At 62.1% G+C, this 14,606-nt stretch carries 17 protein-coding genes; 14 read left to right on the plus strand and 3 right to left on the minus strand.

Annotated elements, in window-relative coordinates:
• The first annotated feature begins 292 nt into the window (after positions 1-292).
• From AC0L15_RS20770 to AC0L15_RS20795, 6 genes are all read left to right on the plus strand, one after another.
• Positions 293-502 (plus strand): hypothetical protein, encoded by a 210-nt coding sequence (locus AC0L15_RS20770; RefSeq protein ID WP_287249911.1) that lies wholly within the window; start codon positions 293-295, stop codon positions 500-502.
• A gap of 38 nt (positions 503-540) precedes the next feature.
• Positions 541-1,527: an ABC transporter substrate-binding protein gene (locus tag AC0L15_RS20775; protein WP_287249910.1), complete on the plus strand. Its 987-nt coding sequence runs from the start codon at positions 541-543 to the stop codon at positions 1,525-1,527.
• A 44-nt stretch (positions 1,528-1,571) separates the two neighbouring features.
• On the plus strand, positions 1,572-2,351 hold the full coding sequence (locus AC0L15_RS20780; protein ID WP_473496939.1) for an ABC transporter permease: 780 nt from the start codon (positions 1,572-1,574) through the stop codon (positions 2,349-2,351).
• Positions 2,320-3,060, plus strand: coding sequence for an ABC transporter ATP-binding protein (locus tag AC0L15_RS20785; protein ID WP_128173417.1), 741 nt, complete (start codon positions 2,320-2,322; stop codon positions 3,058-3,060). The genes AC0L15_RS20780 and AC0L15_RS20785 overlap by 32 nt, the downstream gene beginning before the upstream one ends.
• 31 nt (positions 3,061-3,091) lie before the next feature.
• Positions 3,092-4,063, plus strand: coding sequence for a quinoprotein relay system zinc metallohydrolase 2 (locus AC0L15_RS20790; protein WP_287249905.1), 972 nt, complete (start codon positions 3,092-3,094; stop codon positions 4,061-4,063).
• A 107-nt stretch (positions 4,064-4,170) separates the two neighbouring features.
• The gene (locus AC0L15_RS20795) at positions 4,171-5,034 is read left to right on the plus strand and encodes a quinoprotein dehydrogenase-associated SoxYZ-like carrier (protein WP_287249903.1); all 864 of its coding nucleotides are present in this window, start codon (positions 4,171-4,173) and stop codon (positions 5,032-5,034) included.
• Between the two features lie 46 nt (positions 5,035-5,080).
• Here the strand turns inward: AC0L15_RS20795 and AC0L15_RS20800 are convergent, their stop codons facing one another.
• Positions 5,081-5,434, minus strand: coding sequence for a hypothetical protein (locus AC0L15_RS20800; RefSeq protein WP_128166403.1), 354 nt, complete (start codon positions 5,432-5,434; stop codon positions 5,081-5,083).
• 673 nt (positions 5,435-6,107) lie between these two features.
• Here AC0L15_RS20800 and AC0L15_RS20805 point away from each other — a divergent pair.
• From AC0L15_RS20805 to AC0L15_RS20820, 4 genes are all read left to right on the plus strand, one after another.
• Positions 6,108-8,006 (plus strand): methanol/ethanol family PQQ-dependent dehydrogenase, encoded by a 1,899-nt coding sequence (locus AC0L15_RS20805; protein WP_353685229.1) that lies wholly within the window; start codon positions 6,108-6,110, stop codon positions 8,004-8,006.
• Positions 8,007-8,208: 202 nt separating this feature from the next.
• Positions 8,209-8,730, plus strand: coding sequence for a c-type cytochrome, methanol metabolism-related (locus AC0L15_RS20810; protein WP_128173349.1), 522 nt, complete (start codon positions 8,209-8,211; stop codon positions 8,728-8,730).
• Position 8,731: 1 nt separating this feature from the next.
• Positions 8,732-9,595: a quinoprotein dehydrogenase-associated putative ABC transporter substrate-binding protein gene (locus AC0L15_RS20815; RefSeq protein WP_051407715.1), complete on the plus strand. Its 864-nt coding sequence runs from the start codon at positions 8,732-8,734 to the stop codon at positions 9,593-9,595.
• 10 nt (positions 9,596-9,605) lie between these two features.
• A complete protein-coding gene (locus AC0L15_RS20820; protein ID WP_287249896.1) occupies positions 9,606-10,163 on the plus strand; it encodes a PQQ-dependent catabolism-associated CXXCW motif protein in 558 nt (185 codons plus the stop codon).
• Between the two features lie 50 nt (positions 10,164-10,213).
• Here AC0L15_RS20820 and AC0L15_RS20825 read toward each other — a convergent pair whose 3' ends face one another.
• Positions 10,214-10,351, minus strand: coding sequence for a hypothetical protein (locus tag AC0L15_RS20825; protein WP_023797673.1), 138 nt, complete (start codon positions 10,349-10,351; stop codon positions 10,214-10,216).
• Between the two features lie 220 nt (positions 10,352-10,571).
• Between AC0L15_RS20825 and pqqB the strand changes: the two genes are divergently transcribed.
• The 4 genes from pqqB to pqqE are packed head-to-tail and all read left to right on the plus strand — an operon-like array spanning position 10,572 to position 13,676.
• On the plus strand, positions 10,572-11,510 hold the full coding sequence (gene pqqB, locus AC0L15_RS20830; RefSeq protein ID WP_287249893.1) for a pyrroloquinoline quinone biosynthesis protein PqqB: 939 nt from the start codon (positions 10,572-10,574) through the stop codon (positions 11,508-11,510).
• A complete protein-coding gene (gene pqqC / locus AC0L15_RS20835; RefSeq protein WP_287062251.1) occupies positions 11,507-12,265 on the plus strand; it encodes a pyrroloquinoline-quinone synthase PqqC in 759 nt (252 codons plus the stop codon). The genes pqqB and pqqC overlap by 4 nt, the downstream gene beginning before the upstream one ends.
• Entirely contained in the window at positions 12,262-12,558 is a 297-nt protein-coding gene (pqqD, locus tag AC0L15_RS20840; protein ID WP_023797669.1) for a pyrroloquinoline quinone biosynthesis peptide chaperone PqqD, read from the plus strand. The genes pqqC and pqqD overlap by 4 nt, the downstream gene beginning before the upstream one ends.
• Positions 12,555-13,676 (plus strand): pyrroloquinoline quinone biosynthesis protein PqqE, encoded by a 1,122-nt coding sequence (gene pqqE / locus AC0L15_RS20845; RefSeq protein ID WP_128173354.1) that lies wholly within the window; start codon positions 12,555-12,557, stop codon positions 13,674-13,676. The genes pqqD and pqqE overlap by 4 nt, the downstream gene beginning before the upstream one ends.
• Here pqqE and folP read toward each other — a convergent pair.
• Positions 13,660-14,511 carry a dihydropteroate synthase gene (gene folP, locus AC0L15_RS20850; RefSeq protein WP_287249891.1) on the minus strand — a complete coding sequence of 284 codons (852 nt, stop codon included), beginning with the start codon at positions 14,509-14,511 and terminating at the stop codon, positions 13,660-13,662. The genes pqqE and folP overlap by 17 nt on opposite strands.
• Positions 14,512-14,606 lie beyond the last annotated feature (95 nt).

The raw sequence follows: 14,606 nt of genomic DNA on the forward strand, positions 1-14,606 counted from the left end.
AATCATCGGTGATAGCGTCTTTCTCCCCGTCACTATACGGGGAGAAATGCCCGGCAGGGCAATGAGGGGCAGCGCAAACGGACTCGATTGTCTTGTAGGTAGTTTCAACTCGGCTCCGGTCGACCCAATCCATTCGCCGTTGTTGACGGCCATCGGGCGAACGCGTAGCCTCAAATCATTCCGGTTTTCCATGGGCACCTCGGGACTCCGGCAGTTGGCGATTTTGTCCAGGCTCGCGGATCGGGCCGGATCTCGTCAAAGCGGGCGTCTTCAAGCGCGCAAGAGGTGCTGAATGGATATGGTCGACCTCATATTGACGGTTTGCCTGATTGCCAATCCGGGCAATTGCCGAGACGAACATCTCTATTTCGAGAGCCGCGGCTCTCTGTTCCAATGCATGATGCTGGCGCCCACCGAAATCGCGAAATGGTCTCAGGAACACTCGACCCTCAAGGTCAAGCGCTGGAAATGCGCTTTCCCGAACAAAGACCGTGCGATCTGATCGGCGCCCGGCCGGTTGCGGCCCCGGGAGGAGACATCATGATGATTTCGCGTCGAGGAATGCTCCGGCTGGCGGCTTTTGGAACAGCCGCGGCACTTGTCCCAAAGCCCTCCTTCGCCACGAACAGGGTTCGCATCGGTGTGCTGAAATTCGGCACCGTGAGCTGGGCACTTGACACGCTGAAGCACCACAGATTCGACGCAGCAAACGGCATCGATCTGGAGGTCGTCGATTTCGCCGGCGAGGATGCAACCAACGTCGCCTTGCTGGCCGGCGCGATCGACATGATCGTCTCCGACTGGCTGTGGGTCTCGCGCCAGCGCTCCGAAGGAGTCGACCTCACACTGGTCCCCTATTCGACCGCCGTCGGGGCGATCATGGTGAAGGAGGGAGCGCCGCTCCGCACGATCACCGATCTCAGGGGAAAAAAGATCGGCGTCGCCGGCGGACCTCTCGACAAAAGCTGGCTGCTGATCCAGGCGCTGGCCAGACGCGATCACGACCTCGACCTGGCGGCAACCAGCGACATCGTCTTTGGCGCGCCGCCGCTGATTTCGGAAAAGGCGATGCAGGGCGAGCTCGATGCGGTGCTCAATTTCTGGCATTTTTGCGCCCGCCTCGAGGCCAACGGCTTTCGTCGGCTGATCGGCGCCGATGCTGCGGCGAAAGCGCTCGGGGCCGCGGGCGCCGTATCGGCGCTCGGCTATGTCTTTCATGACAAATGGGCGAACGACCATCCGGACGCTATCAGCGGCTTCATCAAGGCTTCGGCGCAGTCCAAGGACTTGCTGGCCAGATCCGACGATGAGTGGCTGCGCCTTGCGCCTGATATCCGCGCGCAAGGCGAGGAACTGGCCAAACTGCGTGACCGCTATCGCGAGGGCATTCCCAGACGCCCCGTCGCCGAGGATGCGGCCGACGCCGGCAAGCTCTACCGCGTGCTGGCCGAGATCGGCGGCGAAAAGCTGGTCGGCCGCGCGCCCGAGATGGCGCCCGGCACGTTCTGGCAGGTACCCCCGCAATGAGCGCACCTGATTCCGGCGATCGCCCGCCTGGCGCTGCGGCCGGCATGTCCAGCCAATCCGGCCTGGCAGCGGCGCTGACACCGGTGCTGACGGTCGCGACCTCTCTGCTCGGGCTTGGCCTGCTGTGGGCCCTTGCGGCAAATGCCTGGCCGAGCCGTGCCTTTCCAGGGCCGGGACAGGTCTGGCAGGTGCTGCTCGCAGAGGCGGCGAACGGCGATCTTTTCTACCATCTCGGCGCGACGCTCGGCCGGGTTGCCGCGGCATATGTCGTCGCGATGGTTGTCGGCTCGGTCATCGGCGTCCTCCTCGGCAGCCACCGCCGCGCAGACCGGTTCTTCGCTCCCTGGGTGGTTCTGTTCCTCAACATTCCCGCGCTGGTCGTCATCGTCCTCGCCTACATCTGGTTCGGCCTCAACGAAGCGGCGGCGATTGGCGCGGTTGCCGTCAACAAGATCCCGAATGTCGTGGTGACGATGCGCGAAGGCGCCAGGGCGCTTGATCCGGGTTACGCCGAAATGGCCGCCGTCTACCGCTTCGGTCTCCTCGACCGCGCCCGCCACGTCCTGCTGCCGCAACTGCAGCCCTATCTTGCCGCCGCCTCACGATCCGGCATCGCTCTCATCTGGAAGATCGTCCTGGTGGTCGAGCTGCTCGGCCGCTCCAACGGCGTCGGCTTCCAGATCTATCTTTATTTCCAGCTCTTCGACGTCGCCGCCATCCTTGCCTACACCCTGGCTTTCGTGGCGGTGATGCTAGTCATCGAACTCTTTCTGGTGCAGCCCGTTGAACGACATGCAACCCGTTGGCGCCGTCGTCCCGCTTAGGGTCGACATCGCCGAAAAGACTTTCAGGTCCGCGCAAGGCGTCTCGATCACGGCGCTCCAGGACCTTTCCTTCGAGGTCCGGCAAGGCGAATTCGCCTGCTTGCTGGGGCCGTCCGGCTGCGGCAAGACCACGACGCTGCGCATCCTGCTTGGGTTGGACAAGGACTTTTCCGGCTCGTTCCAGCTGCCTGAAGGCGGCTCCGACCGGATCGCCGCCGTATTCCAGGAGCCGGTCTTGCTGCCGTGGCGGACGGTGGAGCAGAATGTCAGGCTGGCGCTGCCGAAAAGCCTGAGAACGAAGAACCTCGACGGGCTGTTCGACACGCTCGGCCTCGCCGGCATGCGCTCGCTCTATCCGGCCGAGCTTTCGCTCGGCCTTGCGCGTAGGGCAGCGCTTGCCAGGGCCTTCGCCACCGAACCGGCGGTGCTGTTCCTGGACGAACCCTTTGCCTCACTCGACGAACGGACCGCCGAGCGGCTTCGGCACCTGCTTTTGACCGTGTGGTCGGCGCGGCCCACGACCGCCCTGATGGTAACCCACAATCTGCGCGAGGCCTTGATGCTGTCGGACCGCATCATCGTGCTCGCGCAGCGGCCGGCGCATGTGCTTGGCATGTTCGACGTAAGGCTGCCGCGGCACTATCGCAATCCACAGGTGATGAGCGACCTTTTGCGGTCGTTCCAGCAAAAATTTCCGGGCGTGGCCTGATCGCCTTACAGTTCGGAATCGGGAGGAAGCCATGCCGATCGACAGGACACGACGCAAGCTTGTGAACGGCTTCGCCTGCACCGCGGTCAGCGCCGCGATGCTGCCCTGTTGCCGCGGGCGGGCCGCTCTCGCCGCAGCCTACGGCCTCGTATTCAAGCTCAGGAAAGTCGCCGACGGCGTCTTCGCTTTCCAGGGCGTCGATGAATTGATGAGCGCCGCCAACCAGGGCGCGATCTCCAACCTCGGCGTCGTCGTCGGCACCGACGCCGTCGCCGTCATCGACAGCGGCGGCAGCCTGATCGAGGCGAACGCCCTCATCGCCGCGATCGGCAAGATAAGCCCCAAGCCGGTCCGCTACCTGATCAACACCCACATGCACCCCGACCATGTATTCGGCAACGCGGCGTTCCGGCAGATCGGCGCCACCATCGTCGGCCACCACAATCTGCCGCGCGGCCTCGAGGCGCGCGGCGCCTTCTACCTGCAGAGCTTTCGCGAACAGATCGGCGACGCGCTCATCAAAGGGGTCGAGATCATACCGCCGACGATGCTGGTCGACGATCGCCTGCAGCTCGACCTTGGCGGACGCGTGCTCGAATTGCAGGCATGGAAGGCGGCTCACACCGACAACGACCTGACCGTCTTCGACAGCGCGACCCGCACGCTGTTTGCCGGCGATCTGGTTTTCATCGGTTCCTTGCCGACGCTGGACGGATCGCTGCTCGGCTGGCTTCGCCAGATGGATGCGCTCGCCGCGATCGGCGCCGTGCGCGTCGTGCCGGGTCATGGCCCGGTGCCGGCCGACTGGCCGGCGGCGCTGACGGGAGAGCGGCGCTATTTCGAAATTCTGGCGCGCGATATTCGCAAGGCGATTGCCGACGGGACGCCGCTCCGCGACGCCGTCAAGGCCGCCGGCGCAAGCGAACGAAGCAATTGGCATCTGTTCGACGACTACAACGAACGCAATGCAACAGCCGCCTTTGCCGAACTCGAATGGGAATAGATCACAGCGACAAGCGCATGTGGATCGATTTGCCAAACGCATCGTCAAGGGTCTATTCTCGACGTCGGCCTGGGCACCACCTCTCTGACATTGGTGGAGGCATCGAAATGCAGAACCACGATTACCGGAGCCGGCAGCTCGGCTTGCCGCTCGCAGCCATCTTCGCTGCGATCACTCTGGCCATCGGCGCGCTCTTTGGCGCCTCCGGCGCCGCCAGCGCCCAGCAGACAACCGCCTCTTCGGACAGGATCTGGCAGGATCTGAAAGGCGACGTGTTCGGCGATCGGGCAATTCTGGTCGATAGCGGCGTCGTCAGGATCGAGGCGCCGAAGCGGGCGCAGGATGCCGCCATCGTGCCCGTCGACATCTATATCGACCCGGCCAGGGCGCCCGCCGGCATCAAATCCGTCACCTTGATCATCGACGTCAATCCAGCGCCGGTGGCGGCGACGTTCGAGATCGGCAAGGACGCCGGCGTGACGCATCTGTCGACGCGCGTGCGGGTCGACGACTATTCCTATCTGCGTGCCATAGCAGAGACGCAGGGCGGCGAGCTTCACATGGCCCAGACCTTCGTCAAGGCGTCAGGCGGATGCTCCGCCCCGGCGCTCAAGAACCAGGACGAGGCGATGGCGACGATGGGGCAGATGAAGCTGCGCCAATTCCCGCCGCAAGAGACGATGACAAAGGCGCAGGAATTGCAGCTGATGATCCGCCACCCGAACAATTCGGGCCTGCAGCGCAACCCCTTGACCCAGTATTTCATCCCCGCGCATTTCGTTCAGAAACTGTCGGTCTCGCAGGCAGACCGGCTGATCCTGTCGATGGAAGGGGGGATATCGATTTCGGAAGATCCCAATTTCCGGTTCGATTTCACCGCGCACGGCACTGGCCAGATCCAGGTCGAAGCGATCGATACGGATGGCAAGGTATTTCGCAATCAATGGCCGCTGGAGGCTACGGGGCTTTGAACCCTCGAAGCCGCATGCAGCCGCCGTCGGCGGTCTTACACGGCGTCTAAAAGCAGCGCACGTCGGCTTCTGCCTGCGCGCGCTTCAGTCCGGTGCTTGCGGCTTTTGCCGGCGCGCTTTCGCGGAACAGGCCCGAACGCTCCCCTGTCGTCAGGGACATGCTCTTGAAGGTCTCGGCCCTTTCATAATCCTCGAATGGCAGGATCGAGGCGATGACGTCGATCGAGCAGGAACAGCTCTCCAGCGCCTGACGTGTCTGGCCATTCGTCTGCATGCAGCCGAGCACATAGTCGACAACCGTCACCGTCGGATAATCCGAGGCGGCGCCAGCGGGATTGGCGAAGGCCAGGGCCGACGTGAGCAACAGCGGCAAGCTCGAAAAGCCAACATATCTGATCATGGGGAACCTCCGATTGGCCCGGAACGTGACAGATCGAGCCCTTTGGATCGAGACGGATCACCGCACCAGTTGGCCTCCTGCCGCCACGCCCGTCAAGTTCTCATGCAGGCCATATAGTACCAAAGGACAGGGCCGTCCCGGCCGGCAAAAGGCCTCCCCCACAGCACGAACATCGGCTCCGAATCCTGCTGCTGAGCTTGATTTCAGGTCTCCTCCACTATCGGCAACCGAAGCGACGCCCGCATACTTAAAACCATACGCTCCAACGAATATTCCTAAATAAAAATCAATACATTTCGCCCAAAAAATACGTAAAATTTAACCACTTATATAAATCGCGCTTCATCCACAGTCGATCAATAGCTTTCCGTCCTGATTTTTTCATATCTATTTCTCTATATTGCAGTGCAACATAGGTGGAAGTGATTTTTCTTGCCTTCCTTCTGGGGATGACATAGCTTCATCCTGTTTCCGGCTTCAAGGGCGTCACCGTCAATTAGGGAGCGGCGACAGTCTTTCGTAGGCCAGGTGGGATGGGCAGTAACGGTGCCCTCTGCTCATTCGGCTTAGGTCGTGACACGCTGCCGGAAATACTTCCCCCACATGAATCGCTTGGGCAAGCCCTGGTGGGCTCAACGGACGATTCGTCATTGTGCACCCTGGGAGGACTTTGATGCGTGTATTAGCGAAAACTGCCTACCTACTAACGACCGCGGCGCTCATGTCGTTCGGCGCGGTCCACATGACGTCGGCCAATGAAGAACTGATGAAAATGGCCGAGAATCCCAAGGACTGGGTGATGCAGACGGGTGACTACGCCAACACCCGCTTTTCCAAGCTCAACCAGATCACCAAGGACAATGTGAAGAACCTGCAGGTCAAGTGGACCTTCTCCACTGGCGTGCTGCGCGGCCATGAAGGCGGGCCGCTGGTCATCGGCGATGTGATGTATGTCCACGCGCCGTTCCCGAACACCGTCTATGCTCTCGATCTCAAGAATGACGGAAAGATCCTCTGGAAATACGAGCCCAAGCAAGACCCGAATGTTATTGGCATCATGTGCTGCGACACGGTCAACCGTGGCGTTGCCTATGGTGACGGCAAGATCATCCTCAACCAGGCCGACACCACCGTCGTGGCGCTCGATGCCAAATCCGGCAAAGTCGTCTGGACGGTCAAGAACGGCGATCAGATCGACGGCGGAAAGGGCGAATCCGGCACGTCGGCGCCTGTGGTCGTCAAGGACAAGGTTATCGTCGGCATCTCTGGCGCCGAATATGGTGTTCGCGGCCACCTCTCGGCCTACAATCTTTCGGATGGCAAGCTTGCCTGGCGGGCCTATTCGACGGGACCCGATGCAGAAACCCTGATCGATCCCGAAAAGACTACCCATCTTGGCAAACCAGTCGGCGCGGACTCGGGCACGAACACCTGGGAAGGCGAGCAGTGGAAGACCGGTGGCGGCACGACTTGGGGATGGTACGCCTATGATCCCAAGCTTAACCTGATCTACTACGGCACCGGCAATCCATCGACCTGGAACCCGGTCCAGAGGCCCGGCGACAATCGCTGGTCGATGACGATCATGGCTCGCGATGCGGATACCGGGATGGCCAAGTGGCTCTACCAGATGACCCCGCATGACGAGTGGGATTATGATGGCGTCAACGAGATGATCCTTGTCGACGGCATGGACATCAAGGGCGCCAAGCGCGATGTGCTGGTGCACTTCGACCGCAATGGCTTTGCCTACACCATGGATCGCGCCAATGGCGAGCTTCTCGTCGCCAAGAAATACGATCCGGCAGTGAACTGGGCGACGGAAGTCAACATGGACCCCAGCAGCGACCAGTACGGCCGCCCGCAGGTGGTCGCCAAATATTCGACCCAGCAGAACGGCGAAGACACCAACTCGACGGGCATCTGCCCGGCCGCGCTTGGAACCAAGGACCAGCAGCCGGCGACCTATTCGCCGAAGACCGGTCTGTTCTACGTGCCGACAAACCATGTCTGCATGGACTATGAGCCCTACAAGGTGAGCTACACCGCCGGTCAGCCTTACGTGGGCGCCACCGTGTCGATGTATCCTCCCCCCGGAGCCGACCACATGGGCAACTTCATTGCCTGGGATGCTGCCAAGGGCGAGATCGTCTGGTCCAAGCCCGAGAAGTTCTCGGTCTGGTCGGGCGCGCTGGCGACCGACGGCGACGTCGTCTTCTACGGCACGCTCGAGGGCTACATCAAGGCAGTCGATCATGACGGCAATGAACTCTACAAGTTCAAGACCCCGTCCGGCATCATCGGCAACATCACGGCCTACGAGCATGGCGGCAAGCAGTATATCGCCGTTCTGTCCGGCGTCGGCGGATGGGCCGGTATCGGTCTGGCAGGCGGACTGCTTTCGCCCGACAACGCCGCTGCCTGGCATGGCGCCGTCGATCAGGGCCGTGCGCAAGGCGACGAGGCTGCGGTTGTTGGGACTGCTGGTCTGGGCGCGGTCGGTGGCTACGCAGCACTTGCCGACTACACGACGCTGGGCGGCCAGCTCACCGTCTTCGGTCTCCCGGACTGATAAAAACGGGAACGACTGAAACACGGGAACCATAGGCACGCCTCGGTTTTTTGAGAAGACCAAGGCTTGAAAAGCGAGAGCCCGGATCACCGGGAAGCCAGGACCGGGCTCTCAATTTCGCCGCGCACCCACATCGATCCATGCCGCTTCACGACAGCAAAACCGTGTGCAGGCGAAATCAAGAAATCAAGGAAGTAGCTGAATGTCCGTTCGCATTGTAATTTCCGCTCTCGCCCTGGCGCTGCCTCTGGCAAGTTCAAGCCTCGCGCATGCCCAGGACAGCGCTGAAAAAGCCAAGGCGGTGACGGAAGAAGGCGGCAAGCATTTCGACGCGGACGGAAATCCGACCTTCAAGATCGAAAACGGAGCCGTCGACTGGTATACGTTCAGCGGTTACCGCCGGTATCACTCCGATTGCCATGTCTGTCACGGACCGGACGGCACCGGTTCGAGCTATGCGCCGGCCCTGCTCAACAGCCTGAAAACAATGGATTACGCCACCTTCATCTCGATCGTCGCCGAGGGCCGCAAGAATGTCGGCGGCGGCAAGGAAAATGTCATGCCTGCCTTTGGCGACAACAAGAACGTCTATTGCTACATGGATGATCTCTACGTCTATCTGCGTGCCCGCGCCGACGGTGCGGCGCCGCGCGGCAGGCCGCCGAAGAAAGCAGACAAGCCACAGGCAGCGAAGGATGCCGAAGCATCCTGTATGGGTGGATGATATGATTGGCCGTGACGCGTTGAAGCTGTGTTTTGTCCTGCCGATGCTCGGCGCACTCGCCTTGCTGCCTGCGAACGCCCAGGCGCAGGACGCCGGCCTTGGTGCCGCGGGCGAACTTGTCGACCCAGACATTCTGCGCGTCTGCGCCGATCCTTCGAATATGCCGTTCACCGACGAGAGCGGCGAAGGCTTCGAAAACCGGCTGGCCGACCTGGTTGCCGCGAAAACCGGCCGAAAGTCCGTCGCCTATACATGGTTTCCTCTTGTCGCCGGCTTCGTGCGCAACACGCTGGCCGCCAACCGATGCGACATTATCATGGGCTATGCCCAGGGCGATGAACTGGTGCAGAACACCAACGCCTACTATCGCTCGTCCTATGTGCTGGTGCACCCGAAGGGCAACGGCATGGAAGGCGTCGAGACCATCGAGGATCCGAAACTCACTGGCAAGAGGATCGGCGTCGTCGAAAGCACACCGCCGACTGCCAACATGGCCGCCAACAAGCTCATGCGAACGGCAAAGATCTATCCGCTTGCGGTGGATACCCGCCTCACCCCTTCAATGGGGGAAGTCATGATCAAGGACATGCTCGCCGGCAAGATCGATGCGGCGGTCATGTGGGGACCGATGGCAGGCTACTACGCCAAGCAACTCGGCGCCGATCTCACGATCGTTCCGCTGGTGAAGGAAAAGACCGGCTCGCGCATGTCATACCGCATCACCATGGGCGTGCGTCCATCCGACCAGGAATGGAAGCGGACGCTCAACCGGGTGATCAGGGAAAACCAGGCGGAGATCACCAGGATCCTGCTGGACTACGATGTGCCGCTGATCGACGAACACGATAATCCGATCACGCAATGACGAGAAACGCATGAAGGGAAAGGAGACGATTTTGCTGGTTGCCGCGAGCCTTCTCGGTCTGACCGAACCGATGTGGGCTGGCGATATCGCCGAGCCCGGTGGCTACCGGATGGACGACTATCGGGCGCCGGTGCCGCAGACGCTGCAGGGCGCGAAGGTCGTGACGACGGCGGAGGCGGAGGCGCTGTGGCGGGAGAAGAAGGCGGTGTTCTTCGACGTCATGCCTAACACGCCGAAGCCGGCTAATTTGCCGGCGGGAACGATTTGGAGAGCCAAGATCAGAAAGGACATCCCAGGCAGCACCTGGCTGGCCAATGTCGGTTACGGTGCTATCTCCGAGGAGACCGCCAACTATTTTCGCCAAGGCCTCGCGGCCGAAGCCGGTCCCGACAAGTCGCGTGCCATTCTGTTCTATTGCATGACGAATTGCTGGATGTCGTGGAATGCTGCGAAACGGGCCATCGAATGGGGCTACAGTTCGGTGATCTGGTATCCGCCCGGCGCCGATGGATGGGAACGTGCCAACCTTCCGCTGGAGGAAAGGAAGCCTTATGTGATTAGCAATTGAGCATGAGCATTGTTATTTTCTTGTTTTTCGACTTTTCAGAACCTGCCGTTTCATTTGTCCATTTTGAGAGCTGATGGACGAGCCATTGCAATGGTGCCCAGCAATGGTTGACTGAGAAAAGGATCGGCCCCTTCGGGCTGGTAGAAGAGGAGATATGCCATGAAGAAGAGCTGGACAAAACCGACCATGTGCCAAGTTGCTGCGGGCTTCGAGATTTCGCGGTATCTGCCTGCTGAAATTACTCCCAAGAAGTAGGCCGCAGAGGTGCGTGTCCCCGGCAACGGGGACACGCACTGTCTTGCCGCGCGAGGTCTTCGTGAAAGGCTTTGACGCGTTCAATGCGGGCGCGAATCCATTCGCGGTCGAAGATCTGCTGTTGGTTGAACAAGCCGCAGAGCGGGCATTGCAATGCGCTTGAAGATCATCGGCTCGGCGGCAGGCGGCGGCTTTCCGCAGTGGAATTGCAACTTTCGCCTGAGCCGCGCGGCTCGCACCGGGACGGCTGGCGTGCATTCGCGAACCCAATCAAGCATCGCCGCATCAGTGGATGGGGCCGGCTGGGTTCTCTTCAACGCCTCGCCCGATATTCGCCAGCAGATTGCGCAAACGCCTGAATTGCAGCCGGCGCATGATGCGCCGTTGCGTTCGACGCCCATCCGCGCGGTGGTGCTGACCAATGCCGATGTCGATCATGTCGCCGGCCTGCTCAGCCTGCGTGAGCGGCAGCCCTTCGCCATCTACGCAACGACACAGGTGCTGGCGACGCTGGAGGCGAATTCGATCTTCAATGTCCTCGATCCGGCGCTCGTGCCGCGACGCACCTTGCCGCCGGCGGAAGAACTGGCGATCTGCGACGCAGACGGCCACGACACCGGCGTGACTGTCGAGAGTTTTCCCGTGCCCGGCAAGATAGCCCTCTATCTCGAGGAAAGAAGCCGGCCGGAAGCCAATTTCAGTTCCGACGCCGGCGACACGATCGGCGTCCGTATCGGCGGTGCCGGCAGTCGCGGCTCCGTCTTCTATATCCCGGGTTGCGCGCGCATCGATGCGGCCCTGCGCAAGCGCCTGGCCGATGCCGCCTGCGTCCTGTTCGATGGCACGGTCTACACCGACGACGAGATGATTGCCGCCGGCGTCGGCCAAAAGACCGGTGCGCGCATGGGGCATCTGGCCATGTCGGGAGACGATGGGTCGATCGCCGGCCTGGCCGAGTTGAGGATCGGCCGCCGTGTCTTCGTCCACATCAACAACACCAATCCGGTTCTCGACGAGAATTCCGCCGAACACGCAGCGGTCAAAGCGGCTGGCTGGGAAGTCGCCCGCGACGGTATGGAGATGGAATTTTGAGCGATTTCCACGACGCGGCCAGGAACGGCTTGTCCTCCAGCGAGCTCGAAGCCGTGCTGCGGCAGGTCGGCGCCGAGCGCTATCACAACCGCCATCCTTTCCATCACAGGATGACCAGCGGTGCGCTGTCGAGGACCGAGATGCAGGCCTGGGCGCTGAACCGCTATAGCTACCAAGCCGTCATCCCGCGCAAGGACGCCATGATCCTCGCACATGCGCAGGATCCGGCGTTTCGCGCCGCCTGGCGCAAACGCATCGAAGACCATGATGGCGAGGACGGTTGGAGCGGCGGCATCGCGCGCTGGCTGCATCTGGCGACCTCGCTCGGCCTCGATGCCGATGACGTGAAGAGCGAAAGGCTGGCGCTGCCGGCGACACGTTTCGCGGTCGGCGCCTACCTCGCCTTTTGCACGAACCGGACGCTGTTCGAGGCGGTCGCATCGTCGCTGACCGAGATGTTCTCGCCGCTCATCATCGGCGAACGGGTTCCGGCGATGCTGGCCAAATACGATTACATCACCGAGGATACGCTGGCCTATTTCAGCCGACGGCCCGAACAGGCCTCGCGCGACGCCGACTTCGCCCTCGCCTACGTGCTCGGCCATGCCGACACGGCGGAACGCCAGCAGCAGGCGATCGATGCGCTGGTGTTCAAATGCGATATACTGTGGGTCATGCTCGACGCGCTTCAACACGCCTATGGCGAGCCCGGAAACATCCCGCCCGGCGCCTTCCGTCCGGAGCCAGCCCAATGATGGCGCTACGCGAAAGAGCTTTGGTGTCGTCGCGATCGGTGCCGTCGCTGCCGAAGCACGTGCGCATACAGTACGATCCCGTGCGGCAGGCGTTCGCCGTGCTCTCGCCGGAAAAGGTGTTTTGGCCGAACGACATTAGCCTCGATATATTGCGCCGCTGCGATGGACGGTCCACGGTCGGCCACATCATCGCCGAGCTTGCCGCGGATTATGACGCCGAACAGGAGGCGGTGGCGGCCGACGTCGTCGCCTTCCTGCAAGAATGGTCGGACAAGCTGCTGGTAAAACTATGAGCGAGCCCCTTCTCCCTCCGATCGGCATGCTGGCGGAACTGACGCATCGCTGCCCGCTGCAATGCCCGTATTGCTCCAATCCGCTCGAATTGCTGAAGGCCAATCGCGAACTCGATACGCAGACCTGGCTCGATCTGTTCTCGCAGGCCGCCGATCTCGGCGTTCTCCAGGTGCATCTGTCGGGCGGTGAACCGACGCTGCGCCGCGACCTCGAGCAATTGATCGCCGGGCTTTCGGCGCGCGGCGTCTACACCAACCTGATCACCGCCGGCGTCGGCATTGCCGAAGGCCGCATCGAGGCATTTGCCGAAGCCGGGCTCGACCATCTGCAACTGAGTTTTCAAGGCGCACGGCCGGCGACCACCGACCGCATCGGCAATCACAAAGGCGGCCACGAAAAGAAGCTGGAGACGGCACGCCGCGCCCGCGCAGCCGGCCTGCCGCTTACCATCAACGCGCCGATCCATCGCCACAACATCGAGGAAGTGCCGGAATTCATCGACCTGGCGCTCTCGCTCGGCGCGGAGCGGCTTGAGATCGCCAACGTGCAGTATGCCGGCTGGGCGCTGACCAATCGCGATCAACTGATGCCCGAGCGTGCTGCGGTCGACCGTCAGGCGGAGATCGTCGCGGCGGCGCGCGAACGGCTCACCGGCATCATGAACATCGATTTCGTCACGCCGGATTATTTCGCCATCTATCCCAAGCCGTGCATGGGCGGCTGGGCGCGCGACGCGTTCATGGTGGCGCCGGACGGCACCGTGCTGCCGTGCCATGCCGCACAGACCATCCCGTCGCTCAGTTTTGAGCGTTTCGGACCGCGCAGCCTGGCCGAAATCTGGACCGATTCGCCGGCATTCAACGCCTTTCGCGGCACCGACTGGATGCAGCAGCCCTGTCGCAGCTGCGAACGGCGTGAGATCGACTGGGGCGGCTGCCGCTGCCAGGCGATGGCGATCGCCGGCGACGCCGCCGCGACGGACCCGGCTTGCGCGAAATCGCCGATCCATGCGCGCATGGCCATGCTGATCGACGAAGCCCAACGTGCTGCGGCAATTCCTTCGAACGACGAACAATTCGTCTATCGGCGGATCGGCGTCGTCACCGAGCCCGCCTGATCTCTTCCCCGGTCTCGCGCTCGCGCACCGCGTCGGCGAATGCCAGTGCGTCGCGATTGACGGCGACGTTGTGGACGCGAAAGATCGAAGCGCCCTTCAGCCGCAGGATGACGCTTGTTGCCGCTGTGCCGACGTCTCGCCCCTCGTCACTTCCGCCGACCAGGTGACGGGCAAGGCGCTTGCGTGACGTGCCGACGAGCAATGGAAAACCGAGCGCGCGCAATTCACCGAAGCGAGCCATGAGCTCGAGGTTTTCGTCGCCGTCCTTGGCGAAGGCGAAGCCGGGGTCGAGCACAATCCGCTCGTCCGCGATGCCGGCGTCGCGCGCGATCTCCAGCGATCTGTTCAGGAACAGGAACTGGTCGGCGATCACATCCGCCAGTTTTTCGCGGCCGCGCCCGGTGTGCATGATGACCAGGCCGGCGCCGGTTTCCGCCGCAACCTGCGCGATGTCGGGTTCGCGCTGCAGGCCATGCACGTCGTTGACGATATGCGCGCCCGCGGCGACCGCCAGCCGCGCCGTCTCCGCCCTGTAGGTGTCGACCGAAACCAGGCTGCCGCCGTCGGACGACAGCGCCTCGATGACCGGCAGGATGCGCGCTTGTTCCTCGCGCGCCGAAACGGTGCCGGCGTCGGGCCGGGTGGATTCGCCGCCGACATCGATGATCGCCGCGCCCTCGCCGATCATGCGCCGCGCCTGCTGCAGCGCCCGCTCCGGCCGGTCGAATTCTCCGCCGTCGGAAAAACTGTCCGGCGTGACGTTCAAAATCCCCATCAGCAACGATTGCGCGCCAAGATCGAGATGCCGTCCATGAGCAAGCTGCCAGCGCGTCATGCGTCAACCTTTTTTCATATCAGATGCAATTCGCGACAAGATTGTCACTCACACGAACCCGGTTTCCCCGTCTACCTATGCTCGCGAAACAAAAG

It is taken from the genome of Mesorhizobium sp. WSM4846 (assembly GCF_055811415.1).

What these genes read in the sequence shown, in the direction of transcription:
- AC0L15_RS20770 (WP_287249911.1), top strand. Translation starts at nt 293, where the DNA reads ATGGATATGGTCGACCTCATATTGACGGTTTGCCTGATTGCCAATCCG.
- AC0L15_RS20775 (WP_287249910.1), top strand. Translation starts at nt 541, where the DNA reads ATGATGATTTCGCGTCGAGGAATGCTCCGGCTGGCGGCTTTTGGAACA.
- AC0L15_RS20780 (WP_473496939.1), top strand. Translation starts at nt 1,572, where the DNA reads ATGTCCAGCCAATCCGGCCTGGCAGCGGCGCTGACACCGGTGCTGACG.
- AC0L15_RS20785 (WP_128173417.1), top strand. Translation starts at nt 2,320, where the DNA reads ATGCAACCCGTTGGCGCCGTCGTCCCGCTTAGGGTCGACATCGCCGAA.
- AC0L15_RS20790 (WP_287249905.1), top strand. Translation starts at nt 3,092, where the DNA reads ATGCCGATCGACAGGACACGACGCAAGCTTGTGAACGGCTTCGCCTGC.
- AC0L15_RS20795 (WP_287249903.1), top strand. Translation starts at nt 4,171, where the DNA reads ATGCAGAACCACGATTACCGGAGCCGGCAGCTCGGCTTGCCGCTCGCA.
- AC0L15_RS20800 (WP_128166403.1), bottom strand. Translation starts at nt 5,434, where the DNA reads ATGATCAGATATGTTGGCTTTTCGAGCTTGCCGCTGTTGCTCACGTCG.
- AC0L15_RS20805 (WP_353685229.1), top strand. Translation starts at nt 6,108, where the DNA reads ATGCGTGTATTAGCGAAAACTGCCTACCTACTAACGACCGCGGCGCTC.
- AC0L15_RS20810 (WP_128173349.1), top strand. Translation starts at nt 8,209, where the DNA reads ATGTCCGTTCGCATTGTAATTTCCGCTCTCGCCCTGGCGCTGCCTCTG.
- AC0L15_RS20815 (WP_051407715.1), top strand. Translation starts at nt 8,732, where the DNA reads ATGATTGGCCGTGACGCGTTGAAGCTGTGTTTTGTCCTGCCGATGCTC.
- AC0L15_RS20820 (WP_287249896.1), top strand. Translation starts at nt 9,606, where the DNA reads ATGAAGGGAAAGGAGACGATTTTGCTGGTTGCCGCGAGCCTTCTCGGT.
- AC0L15_RS20825 (WP_023797673.1), bottom strand. Translation starts at nt 10,351, where the DNA reads ATGGTCGGTTTTGTCCAGCTCTTCTTCATGGCATATCTCCTCTTCTAC.
- pqqB (WP_287249893.1), top strand. Translation starts at nt 10,572, where the DNA reads ATGCGCTTGAAGATCATCGGCTCGGCGGCAGGCGGCGGCTTTCCGCAG.
- pqqD (WP_023797669.1), top strand. Translation starts at nt 12,262, where the DNA reads ATGATGGCGCTACGCGAAAGAGCTTTGGTGTCGTCGCGATCGGTGCCG.
- pqqE (WP_128173354.1), top strand. Translation starts at nt 12,555, where the DNA reads ATGAGCGAGCCCCTTCTCCCTCCGATCGGCATGCTGGCGGAACTGACG.
- folP (WP_287249891.1), bottom strand. Translation starts at nt 14,511, where the DNA reads ATGACGCGCTGGCAGCTTGCTCATGGACGGCATCTCGATCTTGGCGCG.